This window comes from Microbacterium sp. 2FI (assembly GCF_005502885.1).
Lineage (GTDB): Bacteria > Actinomycetota > Actinomycetes > Actinomycetales > Microbacteriaceae > Microbacterium.
Window position 1 is genome coordinate 50553 of the sequence record NZ_SCMR01000009.1, and the last position, 18666, is coordinate 69218.

Genomic DNA, 18666 nt, shown 5'->3' on the forward strand with positions numbered 1-18666 from the left:
CGAGGTCAGTCTGAGCGATGTTGCAGAGTGTTTTTCGGACCAGAGAGCTGAAAGAAGCGGTTTTCTTGCCTCACCGCAAGATTGCGATGCCCTACGCGGATGCTCGCAGAATCACGCCGTGCCCAGGGGACGCACGTACGCATCCCCCTGCCGCGACCGGCCGGAGGCCGAGACCGTGAAGCGGACGATGTCACTGAGGTAGCGGTCATCGGACGCCTCGAACGTGCGACCGTCGGCGTCCCTAGAGATCCGTCGGAGGCGCAGGATGGGCGATCCGGTCGGCACCTCCAGCAGCGCCGAGTCGACGTCGTCGGCCGCAACAGCCTCGATCTCGTGGTCGACGTCGGCGAAGCCGTGGCCGCGCTCGTCGAGGTACTCCGTGATCGAGACGGAATCGAGGTCTACGCCGAACAGCAGGCGGCCGACCGGTTCGATATAGGTCAGCCGCTCGAGCATCGTGGGGCGGGCATCCAGAAGACGCAGACGCAGCACGTCGACGACGGGTTCGCCCTCGTCGATGCCGAGCAGCGCAGCCTTCTCGGCATCCGCTCGCCGGAGGCTCACCTCCTGGGTGCGCGCCCCGGGGACCGCGCCGATCTCGCGCGCCCAGCGGGTGAACGGGATGGAGACGTCGACGGCCTGGTGGGCCTTCCGCTCACGAACCCGGGCGGGTCGCCCGCGCGACGTCTCGATGAGACCCTCCGCGCGCAGTGTCGCCAGCGCGTTGCGGATCGGGCCTCGTGAGGTGTGCCAGCGGTTGGCGAGCTCAGCCTCGGTGGGAACCTCGTCGCCGGGCGCAAGGATGCCGCTGACGATGCGACCCCGCAGGTCGTCGGCGATCTGCTTGTATACGACGTCTGCCACATAGGAATACTACTGAGCGGCGACGATCGGCAGGCGAATGGCGACCCTTCGGCCCCGACCGTTCACGTACAGCACCACTTAGGTGAACAAGTGCTGAATCATGAGGACATAGGTATACATGTCGACTTCGCGAGTGCGAGAGTTCTGGAGGTTCCCACCCCCCTCACCGAAAGGTCGTCATGAACCCCCGTGCCCAGAAGTCGTCGGTCGCTCTCGCCGGCGCCGCCCTGCTCGCTCTCACGCTCGCAGCTTGCTCCGGTTCCGCGGACGCCGCGGCGCCCGCCGACGCGGCCGACGGCTACGCGGTCGACGCGAACACCCTCGTCTTCGGCGTCGTGCCCGACTCTGCCGACACCGAGACCAACTACCAGCCGCTCATGGACTACATCGCTCAGGAGACGGGCAAGACCGTCGAGTACCACGAGTCGACCGACTACGCGGCGATGATCGAGGCGGCGATCGCCGGCAAGATCGACGTCGCATCATTCGCGGGCTTCTCCTACATCGTCGCCACGAACAACGGCGCTGAGATCACTCCCATCTCGTCGATCATCGAAGCGGACGGACAGGAGCCGGGCTACTTCTCACAGGCGATCGTGCCGGCGTCGAGCGACATCGAGTCGCTCGCCGAATTCGCCGGCAAGAAGGTCTGCTTCGTCGACCCGTCGTCGACGTCGGGTTACCTCTTCCCGTCGTACAACCTGCTCGAAGAGGGGATCGATCCCGAAGCCGACGTCACGCCCGTCTTCGCCGGCAAGCACGACGTCAGCGTCCAGAAGGTCGGAGAGGGCGTCGAATGCGAGGTCGGCTTCGCGGAGGACAGCGAGGTCGAGGTGTCCGACAAGGTGCGTGTCGTCGCCGAGACCATGGTGCCGGGCGCCCCGCTCGTCTACTCGAACACACTCCCCGACGAGCTCGCGGATCAGCTGGTCGATCTCCTCGGCGAGGTCACGATCGACGACATCATCGCGAGCGGAATCACCCAGGCCGACTCGGAGGGGTTCCGCAGCGTGTTCTACGCGACCAAGCCGGTCGACGACGCGTACTACGACCTCATCCGGGACATCTGCGCGAAGACGAACGCGACCCAGTGCCAGGGCTGACGCCGGCGCACTGACCCACACCGATACGAACCGATCCGGGCATCCCATGACCTCTCCCTTCGCACCCCAGGCGATCGTCCGACTGGACGGTGTCACGAAGCGCTTCGGCGCCACCACCGCCCTCGAGGACGTCTCGCTCACCGTCGATCGCGGCGAGATCGTGGTGATGCTCGGACTCTCCGGATCGGGCAAGTCCACCCTTCTCCGCCATCTCGACGGGCTCGAGGTTCCGACCTCGGGTTCCGTCGAGGTGCTCGGAGCGGACGTGTCCGGTCTCAGCGGTCGGCGGCTGCGCACCCTCCGCAGCCGCGTCGGCTTCATCTTCCAGCAGTTCGAGCTCGTCCCCTCCCTGACCGTCCTCGAGAACGTCCTCACCGGTGCGCTCGCATCGCTGCGCGGGCCGCGATTGGGACTCTGGTCCTACTCCAAAGCACGCAAGCTGACCGCGCTCACGCATCTCGACCGCGTGGGTCTGCTCGACCGCGCTTACCAGCGCGCCGACACGCTGTCGGGCGGTCAGCAGCAGCGCGTCGCCATCGCACGAGCCCTGATGCAGAACCCCGATGTGCTGCTCGCAGACGAACCGGTGGCCTCTCTCGATCCGGAATCGAGCGACCAGGTGATGGCCCTCATCCGCGAGATCGCCGCCGACGAAGGGCTCACGGTCATCTGCAGCCTCCACCAGGTCGACCTCGCGATCTCGTGGGCCGATCGCATCGTGGGGCTGCGACACGGCAGGGTCGTGCTCGATCTGCCCACGCACGACCTCACGAAGGCCCAGGTCATGGAGATCTACGGCCGCGTCGCGACGACGACCTCCGAGCTGCGTGCCGTCGAGGACGAACTCCTCCACCCGGAGCCGGCACGATGACCGCCACCCTCCCGCAGCTGCGGCTCACCCGACCCCCCGCGACGATCGCCGAGCGCGCGCCGCGGCGTCCGATCTCCGCCGAGCGGGTCGCAGCAGTGCTCACTCTCGTCGCGATCCTCGCCCTCGCGGTGGCCGCACTCGCAGAGGTCGACATCTCGATCGTCGACATGATCGGCAGCTGGGCGAACGCGGAGCGGTTCTTCGCGCGCGTCGGCGGCGTGACATTCCCGCCCGCAGGCGAGCTCGCCTATCTCATCGCGCTCACCCTCGGCATCGTGCTCACGGGAACACTGCTCGCCGCCGTGCTCTCCATACCGATCGCCTACCTCGCCGCCTCGAACACGACGCCGGGGAACGCGTGGCGCGCCGCCGCGCGCTTCGCAGGCGTCCTGGCCCGCGCCCTGCCCGATGTGGTCCTTGCGATGGTGTTCGTGCTGATGTTCTCGCTGGGCGCCCTCCCCGGCATCCTCGCCATCGGCATCCACTCGATCGGCATGATCTCGAAGATGTTCGCCGACGCGGTCGAGCAGATCGATGAAGGACCGCGGCTCGCGATCCGTGCAGCCGGCGGCTCGAGGCTGCAGGAGTTCACGAGCGGCGTCCTGCCCCAGGTTCTCCCGTCGTGGGTCGCGACCGTCCTCCACCGCAACGACATCAACCTCCGCGGCTCGGTGGTGCTCGGCTACGTCGGCGTCGCGGGGCTCGGGCTCGAGATGTCGACGGCGTTCAAGTCGCTCGACTACGGCCGAGGGCTCGGCATCGCGCTCGTCATCCTCGTGCTCTGCATCGTGATCGAGATCGTCTCGAGCGTCGTGCGCGCCGCGATGCTCGGGGCCGCCGGCGACCGCCGCACGTGGGTGGACCGGGTGCTGCATCGCCGCATCGCGCGTCCGGCATCGACACGGGATGCCGCGCCCGCTGCCCCCGGCTGGGCGGCTTCGCCGGCCTCCGCCGTCCGACGCCCCTGGACGGGGGAACGAGTCCGCAACGTCGCAGCAGGCTGGGTCGCCGCCGCGCTCGTCGTCGCCGGAGTCTGGGTCTGCCAGATCGACTGGGCCGACTTCTTCACGGTGTGGGCGAAGATCCCTGCCGTCGCCGTGCAGTTCTGGCCGCCGACGTTCGGCGTCTACGGAGCCGAGGTGCTCTTCGAGGCCCTCCGCGAGACCATCGCGATCGCGCTCGCGGCCACGCTCCTGACCCTCGGCCCCTCCCTGCTCCTGGGCTCCCTCGCCGCACGCAACGTCGCGCCGAACAGCGGCACCCGCGGACTCGCGCGCTTCCTGCTCGTCGGCATCCGCGGGGTGCCCGAGCTCATCCTCGCGATCATCCTCATCGTCATCACGGGGCTCGGCATGCAGGCCGGCACCCTTGCGCTCGCCTTCGGCGGCATCGGGCTGCTCGGAAAGCTCGTCGCCGATTCGCTCGAGGAGGTGGAGCGCGGCCCCGAGCGCGCGCTCATGGCGACGGGCGCCACGCGGCTGCAGGTGTATGCCGGCGCCACCGTGCCGCAGAGCGGCCGAGCGATGATCGGCCACGGCTTCTACATGCTCGACACGAATCTGCGCGCGGCGACGATCCTCGGGATCGTCGGCGGCGGCGGCGTGGGCTACTACCTGCTCAATGCCAGCCAGGGTTCGAACTACGGCATGGTGACCGCCATCGTGCTGATGATCCTCGCGTGCGTGCTCGTCGTGGAGGGCCTCGCGATGTGGATGAGGAAGGTGTTCCGATGAGTCATCGATTCGATGTCGTCGTGGTCGGCGCGGGAATCGTCGGCCTCGGTGCCGCGTACGCCGCTGTCACCCGCGGTCAGTCCGTGGTCGTGGTCGACCGCGGCGACGAGCCGAGCGGAGCGAGCATCCGCAACTTCGGACACCTGTGCATCGGTGCGCAGACCGGCGCGGCGCGCGAGTACGCCGATGCCTCGCGACCGCTGTGGATCCGGCTCGCCGCCGACGCGGGCTTCTGGCTCCGCGAGTCCGGCACCCTCGTGGCCGCGCGGCACGACGATGAGCTGGCGCTGCTCGAGGCGGCCGGACGAGAGGGCGGCATCGAGATGCTCGACGCCGCCGATCTCGAGCGTCGCAGCGGGGTGGCGCCGGGCTCGACGATCGGCGGAGCGACGATCGCTCCCGATCTGCAGACCGATCCGCGCACTGCGTCGGCGGCGATCCGCGCCCACCTCGCCTCACTCGGCGTCGAGTTCCGACTCCGCACCGCTGTCACCGGGGTCGCGACGGGCCGCGTCGACACGACGCGCGGCACCATCTGGGCCGGGACTGTCGTGGTCGCGGTGAACCACGACATCGACCAGTTGCTGCCGGAGCTCGCCGAGCACGCCCAGGTCGTTCGCTGCGGGCTCGACATGCTGCGCGTCCGCGCCGATCTGACGGCTCCGCTCAGGGCGCCCCTCCTCACGGGGTGGTCGCTCGTGCGCTACGGACGATTCGCCGCTCTCCCCGAGTCCGCCGCGGTACGCGCTCGCCTCCATCGCGAGCGCCCCGAGCTCGCCGCAATCGACCTCAACCAGATGTACACGCAGCTGCCGGACGGATCGCTCATCGTCGGCGACACGCACTGGCGTGGAGCGAGCATCGCGCCGTTCCAGCAGGAGGATGCCGCGGAGCTGCTGCTGGCCGAGTTCGAGGCGATCTTCGGCGTGACGCCGCGGCCGGTCGAGCGCTGGCAGGGCATCTACGCGAGCGGCCCCGAGGACTTCCTCGTTGCCGAGCCGGTGACCGACGTCCTCGTCCTGACGGCGACGACCGGCATCGGCATGACCACCGGTCTCGGCCTCGCCGAGCTGAACCTCGCCCCGCGCCTGGGCGCGCGGCCGAACCCGATCCGGGAAGGAATCCCCGCATGACCGCACTCACCACCTCCTCCGTCGCCGACACCGCCGCCGAGCAGGCCGACGGAATCGCCACCGCCGAACTGGTCGTCCTCGATATGGCGGGCACCACCGTGCGCGACGACGGCATCGTCGAGCGGGCGTTCGAGCGGGCGGCCGCGACGACCGGCGTCGGCGCGCAGTTGCCCGACGGCTACGCCCTCGACTACGTCCGCGCGACGATGGGCCAGTCGAAGATCGAGGTGTTCACGCACCTCGCCGGCGGCGACCGGGCGAAGGCGGAGGAGGCCACTGCCGCCTTCGAGGCCGCCTACGAAGCACTGATCGCAGAAGAGGGCGTGGAGGCGATCCCGGGCGCGGCCGAGACACTGCATATCCTCCGTGATCGCGGCATCCGCATCGTCTTCACGACGGGGTTCTCGCCGGTGACGCGCGACGCGATCCTCGATGCGCTGGACTGGCACGGACTGGCCGACACGGCGCTGTCTCCTGCGGATGTCGGTCGCGGCCGACCCGCACCCGACCTCGTGCTCGCCGCGGCGATCCGCGCGCGCGTGTCGTCGATGAGCGCGGTCGTCGTGGTGGGCGACACCGCCAGCGATGTCGCGTCGGGTCTCGCGGCGCGGGCAGGTCTCGTGGTGGGCGTGCTCACCGGCGCGCACGACGAGGCGACACTGTCTGCCGCCGGCGCCCACGCCGTGATCGCCTCCGTCCGCGGGCTGCCTGAGCTGCTCGGCCTCGATGCCTGACGTGCCGACGGTCACGGCGCCCGGTGCTGTCGGCACGCCCGTTCGCATCGACCTCGACCCGCCCGCCGTCGCGATGGTATGGCTCGGCGCCGACCGTCCCCACGAAGTCGTGGCAGTGCCGCGAGTCGCCCTCGCACCCGGCGAAGCGCTGGTGGCGATCGAGCTCGCGACGATCTGCGGATCGGATGTGCACACCACCGCCGGCCGCAGGCGCGCGCCCGTGCCGCTGGTGCTCGGACACGAGTACGTCGGGCGAATCGTCGCGACCGGCGGAGACGTCCGGGCGATCGACGGATCGCTGCTGTTTCACGGCGACCGCGTGGTGTGGTCGATCATGGCCGGGTGCGGCACGTGCGACCGCTGTCGGCGCGGCATACCGCAGAAGTGTCGCGCACTCGTGAAGTACGGTCACGAGCGCCTCGAGCCGCGGTGGGAGCTGACCGGCGGGTTCGCGTCGCATGTGCACCTGAGGCGCGGGACCGCGATGCTCCGGGTGTCGGAGTCGGTGCCGGCCGAGGTCCTCGCGCCCGCGTCGTGTGGCACAGCAACCGCCTGGGCCGCGGTCGAGCGCGCCGACGACACCACCGACATCGATGACGCCGTCGTGCTCGTCCTCGGCGCGGGCCTCATCGGGCTCACCGCAGCCGCGATCGCGGCAGACCGCGGCGCGCGCGTCATCGTCGCCGATCCCGACGCCCGCCGCCGCGACCTCGCGCTGCGGTTCGGCGCGGCCGCAGCGGTCGACCCGCTCGATCCGTCGGCGCGAGAAGCCGCCCTGGCTGACCTCGGCCGAGCAGAGATCGACGTGGTGATCGAGGCGTCGGGTTCAGCCGCGGCGGTCGCCTCCGCGATCGATGCGGTCGGGGTGGGCGGAATCGTGGTGCTGGTCGGAAGCGTCTTCCCCGGCGGTTCTCTGACCGTCGACCCCGAGCGGCTCGTCCGCAACCTCGTGACGATCAGCGGCGTGCACAACTACACCCCGCACGACCTGCACGCCGCGGTCCGGTTCCTGCACGCGCGACACACCCGGTACCCCTTCGACGAGCTCGTCGGTGCACGGATGCCGCTCGCCGACGTCGATGCCGCGCTGGAGCTTGCCCGCAGCGGCGATTCGGTGCGGGTGGGGCTGGTCCCCTAGGCAGCGACGCGCGTCGATCCGCGGTCGCGAGGCGTCAGGAGCCGTCGCGGTAGTCGGTCGGGATCTCGAGGTCGAAGACGATCTCGTCGAACACGACCTCGAACGCTCCGCCCATCGGGGACTGTGCCATGAAGCCGACAGTCACGGGCAGCTCAGGCTCGAAGCGGAAGAGCCGCACGAAGTCCCAGACCTCCCCGTCGGCCGACGAGTGGAACGCCCAGACGTGTCCGTCCCTGACCACGCGCAAGAGCACCGACCCGGCTGCGACGACCGGCCCGTTGCAGTCGTCGGAGAAGCGGTCGGTGACGACGGACACCACCATGTCGGTTCCCTGCGGAGACCGCTCGAAGCACAGCTTCGCCCAGTGGTCGGGCGAAGCCCACAGCGACAGGCTCGGCGCGTCGAAGGTCGTGCGAGGGCCCTCGACCGATGCACGTGCCGACAGCGAGAACCGATCAGGAGCGGTGAACCCGAGCAGGGCGGCGTCGTGCTGGCGGGCCGTACCGAACGCGTCGTTGGACCAGTCACTGCCGGGGGCGGCGACGAGCGTCAGCCGCCCCGACGTGTCTCCCGAGGACTCGCCGGGCAGCGGCATCCAATCGAGTGCGGGGAGGGGGATGCCCATCTCTCCTGCTCCTTCTTTACGTTGCGAGGATGCCGATCACGCCCGACCCGACGAGATAGAGGCCGACGGCCGCGCCGATCCACCACATCATGATGCGCGCGGGCGATGGTGCGGTGCGCTTGCCGACGGGCCCGCCCGCGCCGTCAGTTGCCGGCACGACGCTTGTTGTACACGTCGAAGGCGACCGCGAGGAGCAGCACGAGACCCTTGACAGCCTGCTGCCATTCGATCCCGATGCCCATGATCGACATGCCGTTGTTCAGGACGCCGATGATGAGGCCGCCGATGATCGCGCCGGCGATGGTTCCGACGCCACCCTGAACGGCTGCGCCGCCGATGAACGCTGCCGAGATGGCCTCGAGCTCGAAGCCGTCACCCGCCTTCGGGCCGGCCAGGTTCAGCCGCGCCGTGAAGATGAGTCCGGCGAGCGCCGCGAGGAAGCCCATGTTCACGAACAGCCAGAAGTCGATGCGACGGGTCTTGATGCCCGAGAGCTCCGCCGCGTGACGATTGCCGCCGATCGCGTAGATGTGGCGGCCGAACACCGAACGGTTCATCACGACGCCGTAGACCAGCACCAGCACGGCGAGGATCACGAGCGTCACCGGGATGCCCTTGTAAGACGCGAGTGCCCACGCGAAGAAGCCGATCGCTGCCGAAGCCAGGATGAGCTTCGCGATGAACCAGCCGAACGGCTCGACCTCTTGCCCGTACTGCGCGCGACCGCGGCGGGTGCGCACCTGCTGAATGCAGAGCGCGACGATGGCCGCCGCGCCGAGGAGCAGTGTGAACAGGTCGGGAACGCCCTCGCCGAGAACGCCCGAGAGGAAGCCGTTGCCGAGCGCACGGTACTCCGCCGGGAACGACCCGATGTTGGAGTTGCCGAGCACCGCGAGGGCGAGACCGCGGAAGACGAGCATGCCGGCGAGGGTCACGATGAAGGCGGGGATGCCGACGAACGCGATCCAGAATCCCTGCCATGCGCCGACCAGGGCTCCGATGACGAGCGAGAGGACGACGGCGAGCCACCAGGGCAGCCCGACCTCGACGGTCAGCACCCCCGAGACGGCGCCGATGAAGGCCGCCACCGAGCCGACCGAGAGGTCGATGTGGCCGGCGATGATGACCATCACCATCCCGATGGCGAGCACCAGGATGTAGCCGTTCTGGACGACGAGGTTGGAGATGTTCTGCGGCCGGAGCAGGATCCCGTCGGTCAGCACGGTGAACAGCGCGACGACGGCGACGAGCGCGAGGAAGATCCCGTTGCGTCCGAGGTCGGCGAGGACGTGCGTGAGCCTGCGGGTGAAGGCGTTGTCGGTGGGATTGATGGCGGCGCCGACGGCGTGCGGTTCGCCGCCGGGCGGGATGTCGTTCGACATGGTGGCTTCTTTCGTGCGCAGCCCTCAGCGGGGCTTGTCCATGGTCATGAGCTTGAGAACGGCCTCGGGAGTGGCCTCGGCGATGGGCAGCTCGCCTGTGATGCGCCCTTCGCTGAGCGCATAGATGCGGTCGGAGATCCCCAGCAGCTCGGGCAGTTCGGATGAGATCACGACGATGCCTTTGCCGGATGCCGCGAGCTCGTTGATGATCGTGTAGATCTCGTACTTCGCGCCGACGTCGATCCCGCGGGTGGGTTCGTCGAGGATCAGCACGTCGGGGTCGGAGTAGATCCACTTCGACAGGACGACCTTCTGCTGGTTGCCGCCCGACAGCTTGCCGGTGCGCACGAGCACGCTCGGCGCCTTGATGTTCATGCTGCGGCGGAACGTGTTCGCCGTGGCGAACTCCTCGTTGTCGTCGACCAGACCCCAGCGGGTGAGCTTGCGGAGGGACACCATCGAGATATTCCGCTTGATGTCTTCGATGAGGTTCAGCCCGAACGTCTTGCGGTCCTCGGTGGCATACGCCAGTCCGCTGCGGATCGCCTCGGCCACGGTGCGCGTCTTGATCTCGTCGCCCCGCATGTAGGCGCGACCCGAGATGCGGCTGCCGTAGCTGCGACCGAACAGGCTCATGGCGAACTCGGTTCGCCCCGCTCCCATGAGGCCGGCGATGCCCACGACCTCGCCGGCTCGCACCGAGAGCGAAACGTTGTCGACCATCACGCGGGTGGAATCCTGCGGGTGGTGGGCGGTCCAGTCCTCGACCCGGAGCAGCTCGTCGCCGATGTGCGACTCGCGCGACGGATACCGGTGCTCGAGGTCGCGTCCGACCATGCCTCGGATGATGCGGTCCTCGGTGACGTCGACACGATCGATCGTCTCGATCGTCTTCCCGTCGCGGATGATCGTGACGGTATCGGCGATCTTCTCTATCTCGTTGAGTTTGTGGCTGATGATGATCGCGGTGACACCCTGGTCGCGCAGGCTCGAGATCAGCGTCAGCAGGTGATCGGAATCCTCGTCGTTGAGCGCCGCCGTGGGCTCGTCGAGGATCAGAAGCTCGACGTCTTTCGACAGCGCTTTGGCGATCTCGACCAGCTGCTGCTTGCCGACGCCGATCCGGTTCACGGCGGTCGCGGGGTTCTCGTGGAGTCCGACGCGGTCGAGGAGCCTCCGTGCCTCGAGGTTCGTGCGATTCCAGTCGATGAGGCCCGCGCGATCCCGGCGCTCGTTGTTCAGGAAGATGTTCTCGGCGATCGACAGGTACGGGCTGAGCGCCAGCTCCTGGTGGATGATCACGATGCCCTTGGCCTCGCTGTCGCGAAGGCTGCGGAAGGCGACCTGCTCGCCGTCGAACTCGATGTCGCCCTCGAAGCCGCCGCTCGGATACACACCCGAGAGCACCTTCATCAGCGTCGACTTGCCGGCGCCGTTCTCACCGCAGATGGCGTGGATCTCGCCGCGTGCGACGGAGAAGGTCACGTCCGAGAGTGCGGTGACACCGGGGAACTTCTTCGTGATCCCCCGCATCCGGAGAATGTCGTCGACCATCCTGGCTCCTCTTCATGAGGTGCCCCGGCCGGGCATCGAACCGCCCGGCCGGGACACGCGGTGTGTCAGTCGGCGATCTCGGCGTCGGTCCAGTAGCCACTGTCGACGAGGACTGCCTGGATGTTCTCCTTGACGACGATCTGCGATTCGAGCAGGTACGACGGCACGACCTTCACGCCGTTGTCGTAGTCGGTGGTGTTGTTCACCTCGGGCTCTTCGTCGTTCAGCAGCGCGACAGCCATCGCGACGGCGACCTCGGCGAGGTTGCGCGTGTCCTTGAAGATGGTGGCGTACTGCTCGCCGCGGTTGATGGCCTTCACCGAGTCGAGCTCGGCATCCTGGCCCGAGATGATCGGCCACTCGTCGCCGACCTCGTAGCCGGCGTCGGTGAGAGCCGAGATGATGCCGCGCGAGATGCCGTCGTACGGCGAGAGCACGGCGTCGACCTGCGTGCCGTCGGAGTAGTCGGCGGTGAGGATGTCTTCCATGCGGCTCTGAGCGGCTTCGCCGTCCCAGCGCAGAGTCGCCACCTGCTCGATGTCGGTCTGCCCCGACTGCACGACGAGGACCCCGTCGTCGATGAGCGGCTCGAGCACGCTCATGGCACCGTCGAAGAAGAAGAACGCGTTGTTGTCGTCGAGCGACCCCGCGAACAGCTCCACGTTGAACGGGCCGACAGGCGCGTCGGCCACCGGCTCGCCCTCCAGGTCGACCAGGCCCAGCCCGTTCAGCAGCGAGTTCGCCTGCTGGATGCCGACCTTGAAGTTGTCGAACGACGCGTAGTAGTCGACGTTCTCGGTGTCGCGGATCAGTCGGTCGTACGCGATGACGGGAATGTCGGCGTCGGCCGCGGTCTGCAGCACCTCCGACAGCGTCGTGCCGTCGATCGACGCGATGATGAGCGCTTCCGCCCCCTTGGTGATCATGTTCTCGATCTGCGCGACCTGGGTGGGGATGTCGTCTTCGGCGTACTGCAGGTCGACCGTGAAGCCTTCGCCCTCGAGCTGGGCCTTGACGGCGTCGCCGTCCTGGATCCAGCGCTCGGAGCTCTTCGTCGGCATCGCGACGCCGATGAGTCCGCCCTCGCCGGCGCCTTCTGCGCCGGGCTCCGCGGCCCCGGAGCTGCAGGCCGAGAGCAGCAGTGCTCCGGCGGTGATCGCGGCCAGGAGTGTCTTCTTGCCCTTCACAATGTGTCCTTTCGTCGAGATGAGGTGGTGCAGAGGTGGTGGTGCCGTGCTGGATGTTCAGTTGTGGGAGGGATGCTGCGAGGGGCGCGTGGGCGCGCCGATCACCGCTGCCGCACAGCGCGCGGCAGTGGAGAGGGGAGGTGCGACTACTCCTCTGTGGGACCGAGGATCAGGCCGGAGCGGAAGCGCGCCGCCGCACGCGAGACGGCATCGAGCTCGACGATGACGATCAGGTTCTTGCCGACACGGGTCGCCGGCGCCGGCACATAGAGGGTCCGCTGGGGGCCGTTGGACCAGTACCTGCCGAGGAAGAAGCCGTTGACGAACGCATAGCCCTTGCCCCAGCCGCGGGTGTCGAGGAACAGATCGCGCTGCTCGGCGAGGTCGAAGTCGCCGCGGAGTGCGACCGGCCCGACATGCGGCGCCGAGCCGGCCGGCTCGATCGTGGGCTTCAGCGCGGCGCGAGCGGCCGTGCACGCGATCGACTGCAGATCGACAGGACTCGCCGTCCAAGCCGTCAGGGCCCGGCCCGCGAGGAGAGGCTGACCGATGAGACCCTTGAGCTCGCCGATCCGCGAGTCGTAGTTCACCCGCCCCTGCTCCTCGACGAGGATCCTCACGCTCTCACCGCGCGGGATCACGAGGGATCGCTCATGAAGCGTGCGCGAAAGCGTGCCGATCCGGCGCCCGTCGACGCTCACCCACGCGCGGTCGCGCACCTCGCCCAGCTCCAGGAGCAGGCTGTCTGCGCCGTCGAAAGCCTCGGCCGGCAGCGGCGCCTCGTAGATGATCAGGGCACCGTCGTGGCCGAGCTGCTCGAACGTCGGCGGCGCGTCGTGCACGCGGCCATCCGACCGCGCGCTCCACTGCCAGTCACCGGCCCGCGTGAGCGGCACGTCGAACTCGCGGGCGGGCTCGGCGGCCTCGGGCCGCTCGTCGGGAAGGTCGACGTAGCGGCCGATGACATCGCGCAGCGCCCAGTACTTCTGTGTGGGGTTGCCGGCCTCATCGAGCGGGGCGTCGTAGTCGTACGACGTGACCAGCGGAAGGTAGCGGCCCTTGTCGTTGGCACCGTTGGTGAGACCGAAGTTGGTGCCGCCGTGGAACATGTAGATGTTCACCGACGCGCCGGCCGCGAGGAGGGCGTCGAGCTCCTCGGCCGCGACGTGGGGGTCGGTCGTGTGATGGAATCCGCCCCACCAGTCGAACCAGCCGTCCCAGAACTCCGAGCACATCAGCGGGCCGGTCTGCTGGTGCGCGCGCAGCGTGGCGAGGCGCTCGGTCGAGCGCGAGCCGAACGAGGCGGTCGCGAGGACGTCGGGAAGGCTGCCGTGATCGAGGTGATCGTGCATCGGCTGGTCGACGGTCGATAGCGGCACGGTGACGCCGGCGCCGCGGGTGACCTCGACCAGTTCGCGCAGATACTCCTCGTCGTCGCCGTACGCGCCGTACTCGTTCTCGATCTGGACGAGCACGACGTTGCCGCCGTGGTCGATCTGACGCGGCACGACGATCTCGTACACCCGCTCGAGATAGCGGGTGACCTCCGCCATGTAGACGGGGTCCGCGGTGCGGAGGCGCACACCGGGGATGCTGGTCAGCCAGACGGGGAATCCGCCGTTGTGCCACTCGGCGCAGATGTACGGCCCCGGGCGCACGATCGCGTGCATGCCCTCCGCAGCGATGAGGTCGAGGAACCGCCCGAGGTCGTTCCAACCGGTGGAGTTCCACTCCCCGCGACGCGGTTCGTGGGCGTTCCAGGCGACGTAGGTCTCGATGGTGTTGAGCCCCATGAGTCGCGCCTTGCGGATGCGGTCGGCCCACTGATCGGGGTGCACGCGGAAGTAGTGGATCGCCCCGGCGATGATGCGGTGGGGCTGACCGTCGAGGAGGAAGTCGGTCTCGCCGATCGAGAACGTTGCCACGGGAACTGCTTTCTGACGCGGGTGGAGAGGGGCGATCGGCCGAGCCGACCGCCCCTCTGCCGATTGCTACTTGACGGTGAAGCCCTGCGAGTTGCCGTACTCGACCAACGCGTCCTGCCACGCCACGAGGCCCTCGTTCAGGTCGCTCTTGTTCTCGTACGACTGCCCGACGGTGTCTCCGAAGATGCTGTTGCCGTAGACCTGGAACGGCAGGTACTGCCAGCCCGGCACGACCGAATCGGCTGCCGCGGCGAGCACCTCGTTGATCTTCTGGCCGCCGAAGTACTCCGGCTCGGCACCCAGGAACTCGTCCGAGGTGAGGTGTGCCGTGGTGGACGGGAACCCGCCACCGGCGAGGAACGTGTCGACGCTCTCGTCGCTGTTGTTGAGCCACCAGAGGAACCCGGCCGCCAGCGCGGGGTTCTCGCTCTGCTTCGTCACGGCCTGACCGCCGCCGCCGTTCTCGGCGGACGCAGGCTGTCCGTCGTAGGACGGCATCGGCGCCACACGCCAGTCCCCGGCGCCGTCGGGCGCACCCGACTCGAGGTTGCCCGGCATCCAGGCGCCGATGACGAGGGTCGCGAGGCTTCCGTTGCCGAGGCCCTGGAACCATTCGTCGCTCCAGCTGCCGTACGGGGCGACGAGCTCGCTCTCGACGAGCCGGTTCCACGTGTCGGCCCACTTCTTCGAGCCCTCGTCCTGCAGATCGATCGTGACGTCGGTGCCCGCCGACTGGAACGGCTGACCGCCCGCCTGCCAGATCATGCTGGTGGTGAAGCCGGCATCGCCGATGTCGTTGGTGATGTACTTCGTCGGGTCGGCGGCGTGCAGCTTCTCAGCCGCCGCGATGTAGTCGTCCCACGTGACGGGCACCTCGATGCCGAACTCGTCGAACACCGTCTTGTTGTAGAACAGCGCCATGGGCCCGGAGTCCTGCGGAAGGCCGTAGATGGCGTCGTCGACGGTCACCGAACCCCACGTCGAGGCGGTGTAGTCACCCTCGTAGTCTCCGAAGCCGTACGGCGCCAGGTCGAGGAGCGAATCGGTGAGCGCGAACTGCGGGAACGCGTAGTACTCGATCTGCACGACGTCGGGTGCGCCGGATCCTGCCTTGATCGCGTTCTGCAGCTTGGTGTACTGGTCGTTGCCGGTGCCGGCGTTGACGAGGTTGACCGTGACGTTCGGGTAGGCGTCCTCGAAGGCTGCGACCTGGGCCTCGGCCTGCGGAGTCCACGTCCAGTACGTGATCTCGCCGCCCTCTTCGAGCGCTGCCTCGATCGCCTCGATGCCTTCTTCGGGAGCGGTCGATTCGCCACCGGAGGTGCCGCCTGCGCACCCCGCGAGCGTCAGCGCGGCGATCGCGCCCATGCCCGCGACCGCGGCGAGGCGGCGGCGAGCTCCTGACATGTGCTTCATTGCTGTGTCCTTTCGGGTACTCCGGGTCGCGGGCGCGAGCCGGCCGGGTGGGTCGTCATCGGATGCAGTTCCCGGATCACTGCTTGACGCTTCCCGCGCTCAGCCCCGACTGCCAGAACCGCTGCAGCAGGAGGAACGCGATGACGATGGGGACGATCGTGAGGAGGGATCCCATGATCACGAGGTTGTAGATCGGCTCGGAGCCCGCGCCGATCGACTGCGCACTCCACTGGTTGAGCCCAACGGTGAGGGGGTACCAGGCCGGATCGCTGAGCATGATGAGCGGCAGGAAGTAGTTGTTCCAGGTCGCCACCACCGTGAACAGCAGCACGGTGACGATGCCGGGCACCAGCAGTCGGATCGAGATCGTGAAGAATGTGCGGAACTCGCCCGCGCCGTCCATGCGCGCAGCCTCGAGCAGTTCGGTCGGCACGGCATCCGAGGCGTAGACCCACACGAGATAGAGGCCGAACGGCGTCACGAGTGAGGGGATGATCACCGACCACGGGGTATTGGTGAGACCGAGCTCACTGAAGAGGAGGAAGGTCGGAACGGCCAGCGCCGTGCCGGGCACGGCCACCGCACCCAGGACGATCGCGAAGATCGCGCGCCGGCCGGGGAACGAGTACTTCGCCAGTCCGTACCCGGCGAGGGTGGCCAGCAGGGTCGCGCCCCCCGCGCCGACGACGACGTAGAGGAGGGTGTTGCCGAGCCAGCGGAGGAAGATGCCGTCCTGGTACGTCAGGGTCGCGACCAGGTTGTCGAAGAAGGCGAAGTCGCCGGCGAACCACAGGCCGAAGCTCGAGAAGAGCCCCGCCTGCGACTTCGTGGAGTTGACGACCAGCCAGACCAGCGGCACCAGGGTGTAGATGCCGTAGAGGACCATGACCAGGAGCAGGATCTTCGAGTTGCGCGGCTTCAGCGGCGAGCGGCGCTCGAAGGCGGGAGCAGCCATCAGCGCACCTCCGCCCGCGAGCCGCGCAGCTGCACGACGTAGGCGATGACGGCGGTGATGATGCCCATGATGATCGCGACGGTGGCGGCGTAGTTGAACTGCTGCCCCGCGAACGAGAGGTTGTACGCGTACATGTTGGGGGTGAAGTAGGTGGTGATCACGTTGGGAGCGAGGGGCCTCAGGATGTTGGGCTCGTTGAAGAGCTGGAAGCTGCCGATGATCGAGAAGATCGTCGCGATGACGATGGCACCGCGCAGCGCCGGGATCTTGATGGAGAAGACGGTGCGCCAGGCTCCTGCCCCGTCGATGGCGGAGGCTTCGTAGAGCTCACCCGGAACGGTCTTCAGCGCCGAGTAGAAGATCAGCATGTTGTAGCCGACGAACTCCCACGTGACGATGTTGCCGATCGCGACCAGCATCCATTCCCGCGCGAACGGGGTGATCAGCTCGAACCCGACCCACCCGTTGATGTCGGCAGTGAGGCCGAACTGGTCGCCGTAGATGAAGCCCCACATGAGCACCGCCACCACCGCGGGCACGGCGTACGGGAGAAAAAGGGTGATGCGGAAGAACGACGCCCCGCGGAGCCGCGCGCTGTCGATGGCGAGCGCCGCGCCCAGGGCGAGCGTGAGCATGATCGGGACCTGAACGATCAAGAACACGAAGACGCGGCCGAAGGCGTCCCAGAACTGCGGGTCGGTGAGGGCGCGCAGGTAGTTCTCGAGCCCGACGAAGGTCGTTCCACCGACGAGCTGGTCGCGGAAGAGACTCAGGTACAGGGCGTAGGCCAGCGGTGCGAGGAACACCACCGCGAAGACCACCATGAAGGGAGCGACGAAGCCCCAGCCGCGCCAGTCGCGGCGGTCGCGTCGGGGTGACGCGGTGGGGTGATGGGTGGTCGACATTGACGTGCCTCAGAAGATCGATTCGGAACTGTTTACGCAAACACTATCCACGCTCACCCTAGAATGTCAACGCAAACAATTTCTGGATGGTGACATGTTCGAGGACTCCCCCCCGCCTCAGCCCCGCCGCGAGCCGTCGATGGCCGACGTCGCTCTCGCCGCCGGCGTCTCCGGTCAGACGGTATCCCGCGTCGCGACCGGCAAGGGCGTGGTGAAGGAGTCCACGCGGCGCCGTGTCGTCGCCGCGATGCAGGAACTCGGCTACCGGCCCAACAGCGCAGCCCGCGCGCTGAAGTTCGGCCGCTACCGGAGCATCGGCGTGATCATGTTCTCGCTGTCGAGCTTCGGGAACATGCGCACGCTCGACGCCATCGCCACCGACGCCTCGGCGGCGGGGTACTCGATCAATCTCATCCCGCTGAGAACCGCGACGCAGTCCAGCGTCTCAGGCGCGTTCGCCCGTCTGAACGAGCAGGCCGTCGACGGCATCATCATCGTCATCGAGGCGCACCGGCTCGCCGACAGCGAGATCGAGCTGCCCGCAGAACTCCCGGTCGTCGTCATCGACTCCGACGACCGCTACCACTATCCCGTTGTGGACACCGATCAGGCCCAGGGTGCACGGCTGGCGACGGAGCACCTCCTCGACCTCGGCCACAAGACCGTGTGGCACGTGGCGGGGCCCGAGGAATCGTACTCGGCCCATCGGCGACGGCAGTCCTGGGAGCGCACGCTTCGGGAGCGCGGTGCGACCGTGCCCGAAGTGATCGTCGGGGACTGGAGCGCAGAATCCGGCCACCGCGCCGGCGCGTGGCTCGCGCAGCAGCAGGAAGTGACCGCGGTGTTCGCCGCGAACGATCAGATGGCGCTCGGCATCCTGCGGGCCCTTCACGAAGCGGGCCGACGGGTACCCGACGAGATCAGCGTGGTCGGCTTCGACGACATGGCCGAGTCCGCGGAGTTCTGGCCGCCGCTGACCACGATCCGCCAGCACTTCGATCAGGTCGGCGCACTGGCGCTGCGCAGCCTCGTCGCCACGATCGAACGCCACGACATCGAACCGGCCGAGCTCGTCCAGACCGAGCTCATCGTCCGCGCGAGCACCGCCTCACCGCCGGCAGCGGACGCCTGACCTCGGCGG

The 18666-nt window shown here is 68.2% G+C and carries 17 protein-coding genes; 7 read left to right on the top strand and 10 right to left on the bottom strand.

What is annotated here, in order from left to right:
• Positions 1–111: 111 nt before the first annotated feature.
• Positions 112–864 (bottom strand): GntR family transcriptional regulator, encoded by a 753-nt coding sequence (locus tag FFS15_RS09340; RefSeq protein ID WP_137844753.1) that lies wholly within the window; start codon positions 862–864, stop codon positions 112–114.
• A gap of 179 nt (positions 865–1043) precedes the next feature.
• Here FFS15_RS09340 and FFS15_RS09345 point away from each other — a divergent pair, with 179 nt between their 5' ends.
• The 6 genes from FFS15_RS09345 to FFS15_RS09370 are packed head-to-tail and all read left to right on the top strand — an operon-like array spanning position 1044 to position 7576.
• Complete coding sequence (locus FFS15_RS09345) at positions 1044–1967, top strand: phosphate/phosphite/phosphonate ABC transporter substrate-binding protein (protein WP_137844754.1); 924 nt, start codon at positions 1044–1046, stop codon at positions 1965–1967.
• A gap of 46 nt (positions 1968–2013) precedes the next feature.
• On the top strand, positions 2014–2838 hold the full coding sequence (gene phnC, locus FFS15_RS09350) for a phosphonate ABC transporter ATP-binding protein (protein ID WP_137844755.1): 825 nt from the start codon (positions 2014–2016) through the stop codon (positions 2836–2838).
• Complete coding sequence (locus FFS15_RS09355) at positions 2835–4571, top strand: ABC transporter permease subunit (RefSeq protein ID WP_137844756.1); 1737 nt, start codon at positions 2835–2837, stop codon at positions 4569–4571. The genes phnC and FFS15_RS09355 overlap by 4 nt, the downstream gene beginning before the upstream one ends.
• Complete coding sequence (locus tag FFS15_RS09360) at positions 4568–5704, top strand: TIGR03364 family FAD-dependent oxidoreductase (protein ID WP_137844757.1); 1137 nt, start codon at positions 4568–4570, stop codon at positions 5702–5704. Before FFS15_RS09355 ends, FFS15_RS09360 begins: the two co-directional genes overlap by 4 nt.
• Positions 5701–6438: a phosphonatase-like hydrolase gene (locus FFS15_RS09365; protein WP_137844758.1), complete on the top strand. Its 738-nt coding sequence runs from the start codon at positions 5701–5703 to the stop codon at positions 6436–6438. Before FFS15_RS09360 ends, FFS15_RS09365 begins: the two co-directional genes overlap by 4 nt.
• Positions 6431–7576, top strand: coding sequence for a zinc-binding dehydrogenase (locus FFS15_RS09370; protein WP_137844759.1), 1146 nt, complete (start codon positions 6431–6433; stop codon positions 7574–7576). Before FFS15_RS09365 ends, FFS15_RS09370 begins: the two co-directional genes overlap by 8 nt.
• 34 nt (positions 7577–7610) lie before the next feature.
• Here FFS15_RS09370 and FFS15_RS09375 read toward each other — a convergent pair whose 3' ends face one another.
• From FFS15_RS09375 to FFS15_RS09410, 9 genes are all read right to left on the bottom strand, one after another.
• Positions 7611–8201, bottom strand: a complete 591-nt coding sequence (locus tag FFS15_RS09375) for a DUF1349 domain-containing protein (protein WP_137844760.1) — start codon at positions 8199–8201, stop codon at positions 7611–7613.
• Between the two features lie 16 nt (positions 8202–8217).
• A complete protein-coding gene (locus tag FFS15_RS18625) occupies positions 8218–8358 on the bottom strand; it encodes a hypothetical protein (protein ID WP_171013143.1) in 141 nt (46 codons plus the stop codon).
• A complete protein-coding gene (gene mmsB / locus FFS15_RS09380) occupies positions 8345–9583 on the bottom strand; it encodes a multiple monosaccharide ABC transporter permease (RefSeq protein WP_137844761.1) in 1239 nt (412 codons plus the stop codon). Before mmsB ends, FFS15_RS18625 begins: the two co-directional genes overlap by 14 nt.
• Before the next feature lie 24 nt (positions 9584–9607).
• Positions 9608–11137, bottom strand: a complete 1530-nt coding sequence (gene mmsA, locus FFS15_RS09385) for a multiple monosaccharide ABC transporter ATP-binding protein (protein ID WP_137844762.1) — start codon at positions 11135–11137, stop codon at positions 9608–9610.
• 65 nt (positions 11138–11202) lie between these two features.
• Positions 11203–12324, bottom strand: coding sequence for a multiple monosaccharide ABC transporter substrate-binding protein (gene chvE / locus FFS15_RS09390; protein ID WP_137844763.1), 1122 nt, complete (start codon positions 12322–12324; stop codon positions 11203–11205).
• 146 nt (positions 12325–12470) lie between these two features.
• Positions 12471–14249, bottom strand: coding sequence for a beta-galactosidase family protein (locus tag FFS15_RS09395; protein WP_137844764.1), 1779 nt, complete (start codon positions 14247–14249; stop codon positions 12471–12473).
• A 66-nt stretch (positions 14250–14315) separates the two neighbouring features.
• Positions 14316–15665 (bottom strand): sugar ABC transporter substrate-binding protein, encoded by a 1350-nt coding sequence (locus tag FFS15_RS09400; RefSeq protein WP_137844765.1) that lies wholly within the window; start codon positions 15663–15665, stop codon positions 14316–14318.
• A 76-nt stretch (positions 15666–15741) separates the two neighbouring features.
• A complete protein-coding gene (locus FFS15_RS09405) occupies positions 15742–16620 on the bottom strand; it encodes a carbohydrate ABC transporter permease (protein ID WP_137844766.1) in 879 nt (292 codons plus the stop codon).
• Positions 16620–17525 (bottom strand): sugar ABC transporter permease, encoded by a 906-nt coding sequence (locus tag FFS15_RS09410; RefSeq protein ID WP_137844767.1) that lies wholly within the window; start codon positions 17523–17525, stop codon positions 16620–16622. The genes FFS15_RS09405 and FFS15_RS09410 overlap by 1 nt, the downstream gene beginning before the upstream one ends.
• A gap of 94 nt (positions 17526–17619) precedes the next feature.
• On the opposite strand from FFS15_RS09410, the gene FFS15_RS09415 reads away from it, so the two are divergent.
• Complete coding sequence (locus FFS15_RS09415; RefSeq protein ID WP_249353898.1) at positions 17620–18657, top strand: LacI family DNA-binding transcriptional regulator; 1038 nt, start codon at positions 17620–17622, stop codon at positions 18655–18657.
• Positions 18658–18666 lie beyond the last annotated feature (9 nt).

Bases quoted from the DNA above. Each gene is read 5' to 3' on its own strand.
- phnC (WP_137844755.1), top strand. From the start codon at position 2,014: ATGACCTCTCCCTTCGCACCCCAGGCGATCGTCCGACTGGACGGTGTC.
- FFS15_RS09345 (WP_137844754.1), top strand. From the start codon at position 1,044: ATGAACCCCCGTGCCCAGAAGTCGTCGGTCGCTCTCGCCGGCGCCGCC.
- FFS15_RS09410 (WP_137844767.1), bottom strand. From the start codon at position 17,525: ATGTCGACCACCCATCACCCCACCGCGTCACCCCGACGCGACCGCCGC.
- mmsA (WP_137844762.1), bottom strand. From the start codon at position 11,137: ATGGTCGACGACATTCTCCGGATGCGGGGGATCACGAAGAAGTTCCCC.
- FFS15_RS09360 (WP_137844757.1), top strand. From the start codon at position 4,568: ATGAGTCATCGATTCGATGTCGTCGTGGTCGGCGCGGGAATCGTCGGC.
- FFS15_RS09365 (WP_137844758.1), top strand. From the start codon at position 5,701: ATGACCGCACTCACCACCTCCTCCGTCGCCGACACCGCCGCCGAGCAG.
- FFS15_RS09405 (WP_137844766.1), bottom strand. From the start codon at position 16,620: ATGGCTGCTCCCGCCTTCGAGCGCCGCTCGCCGCTGAAGCCGCGCAAC.
- mmsB (WP_137844761.1), bottom strand. From the start codon at position 9,583: ATGTCGAACGACATCCCGCCCGGCGGCGAACCGCACGCCGTCGGCGCC.
- FFS15_RS09370 (WP_137844759.1), top strand. From the start codon at position 6,431: ATGCCTGACGTGCCGACGGTCACGGCGCCCGGTGCTGTCGGCACGCCC.
- FFS15_RS09415 (WP_249353898.1), top strand. From the start codon at position 17,620: ATGTTCGAGGACTCCCCCCCGCCTCAGCCCCGCCGCGAGCCGTCGATG.
- FFS15_RS09400 (WP_137844765.1), bottom strand. From the start codon at position 15,665: ATGAAGCACATGTCAGGAGCTCGCCGCCGCCTCGCCGCGGTCGCGGGC.
- FFS15_RS09375 (WP_137844760.1), bottom strand. From the start codon at position 8,201: ATGGGCATCCCCCTCCCCGCACTCGATTGGATGCCGCTGCCCGGCGAG.
- FFS15_RS09355 (WP_137844756.1), top strand. From the start codon at position 2,835: ATGACCGCCACCCTCCCGCAGCTGCGGCTCACCCGACCCCCCGCGACG.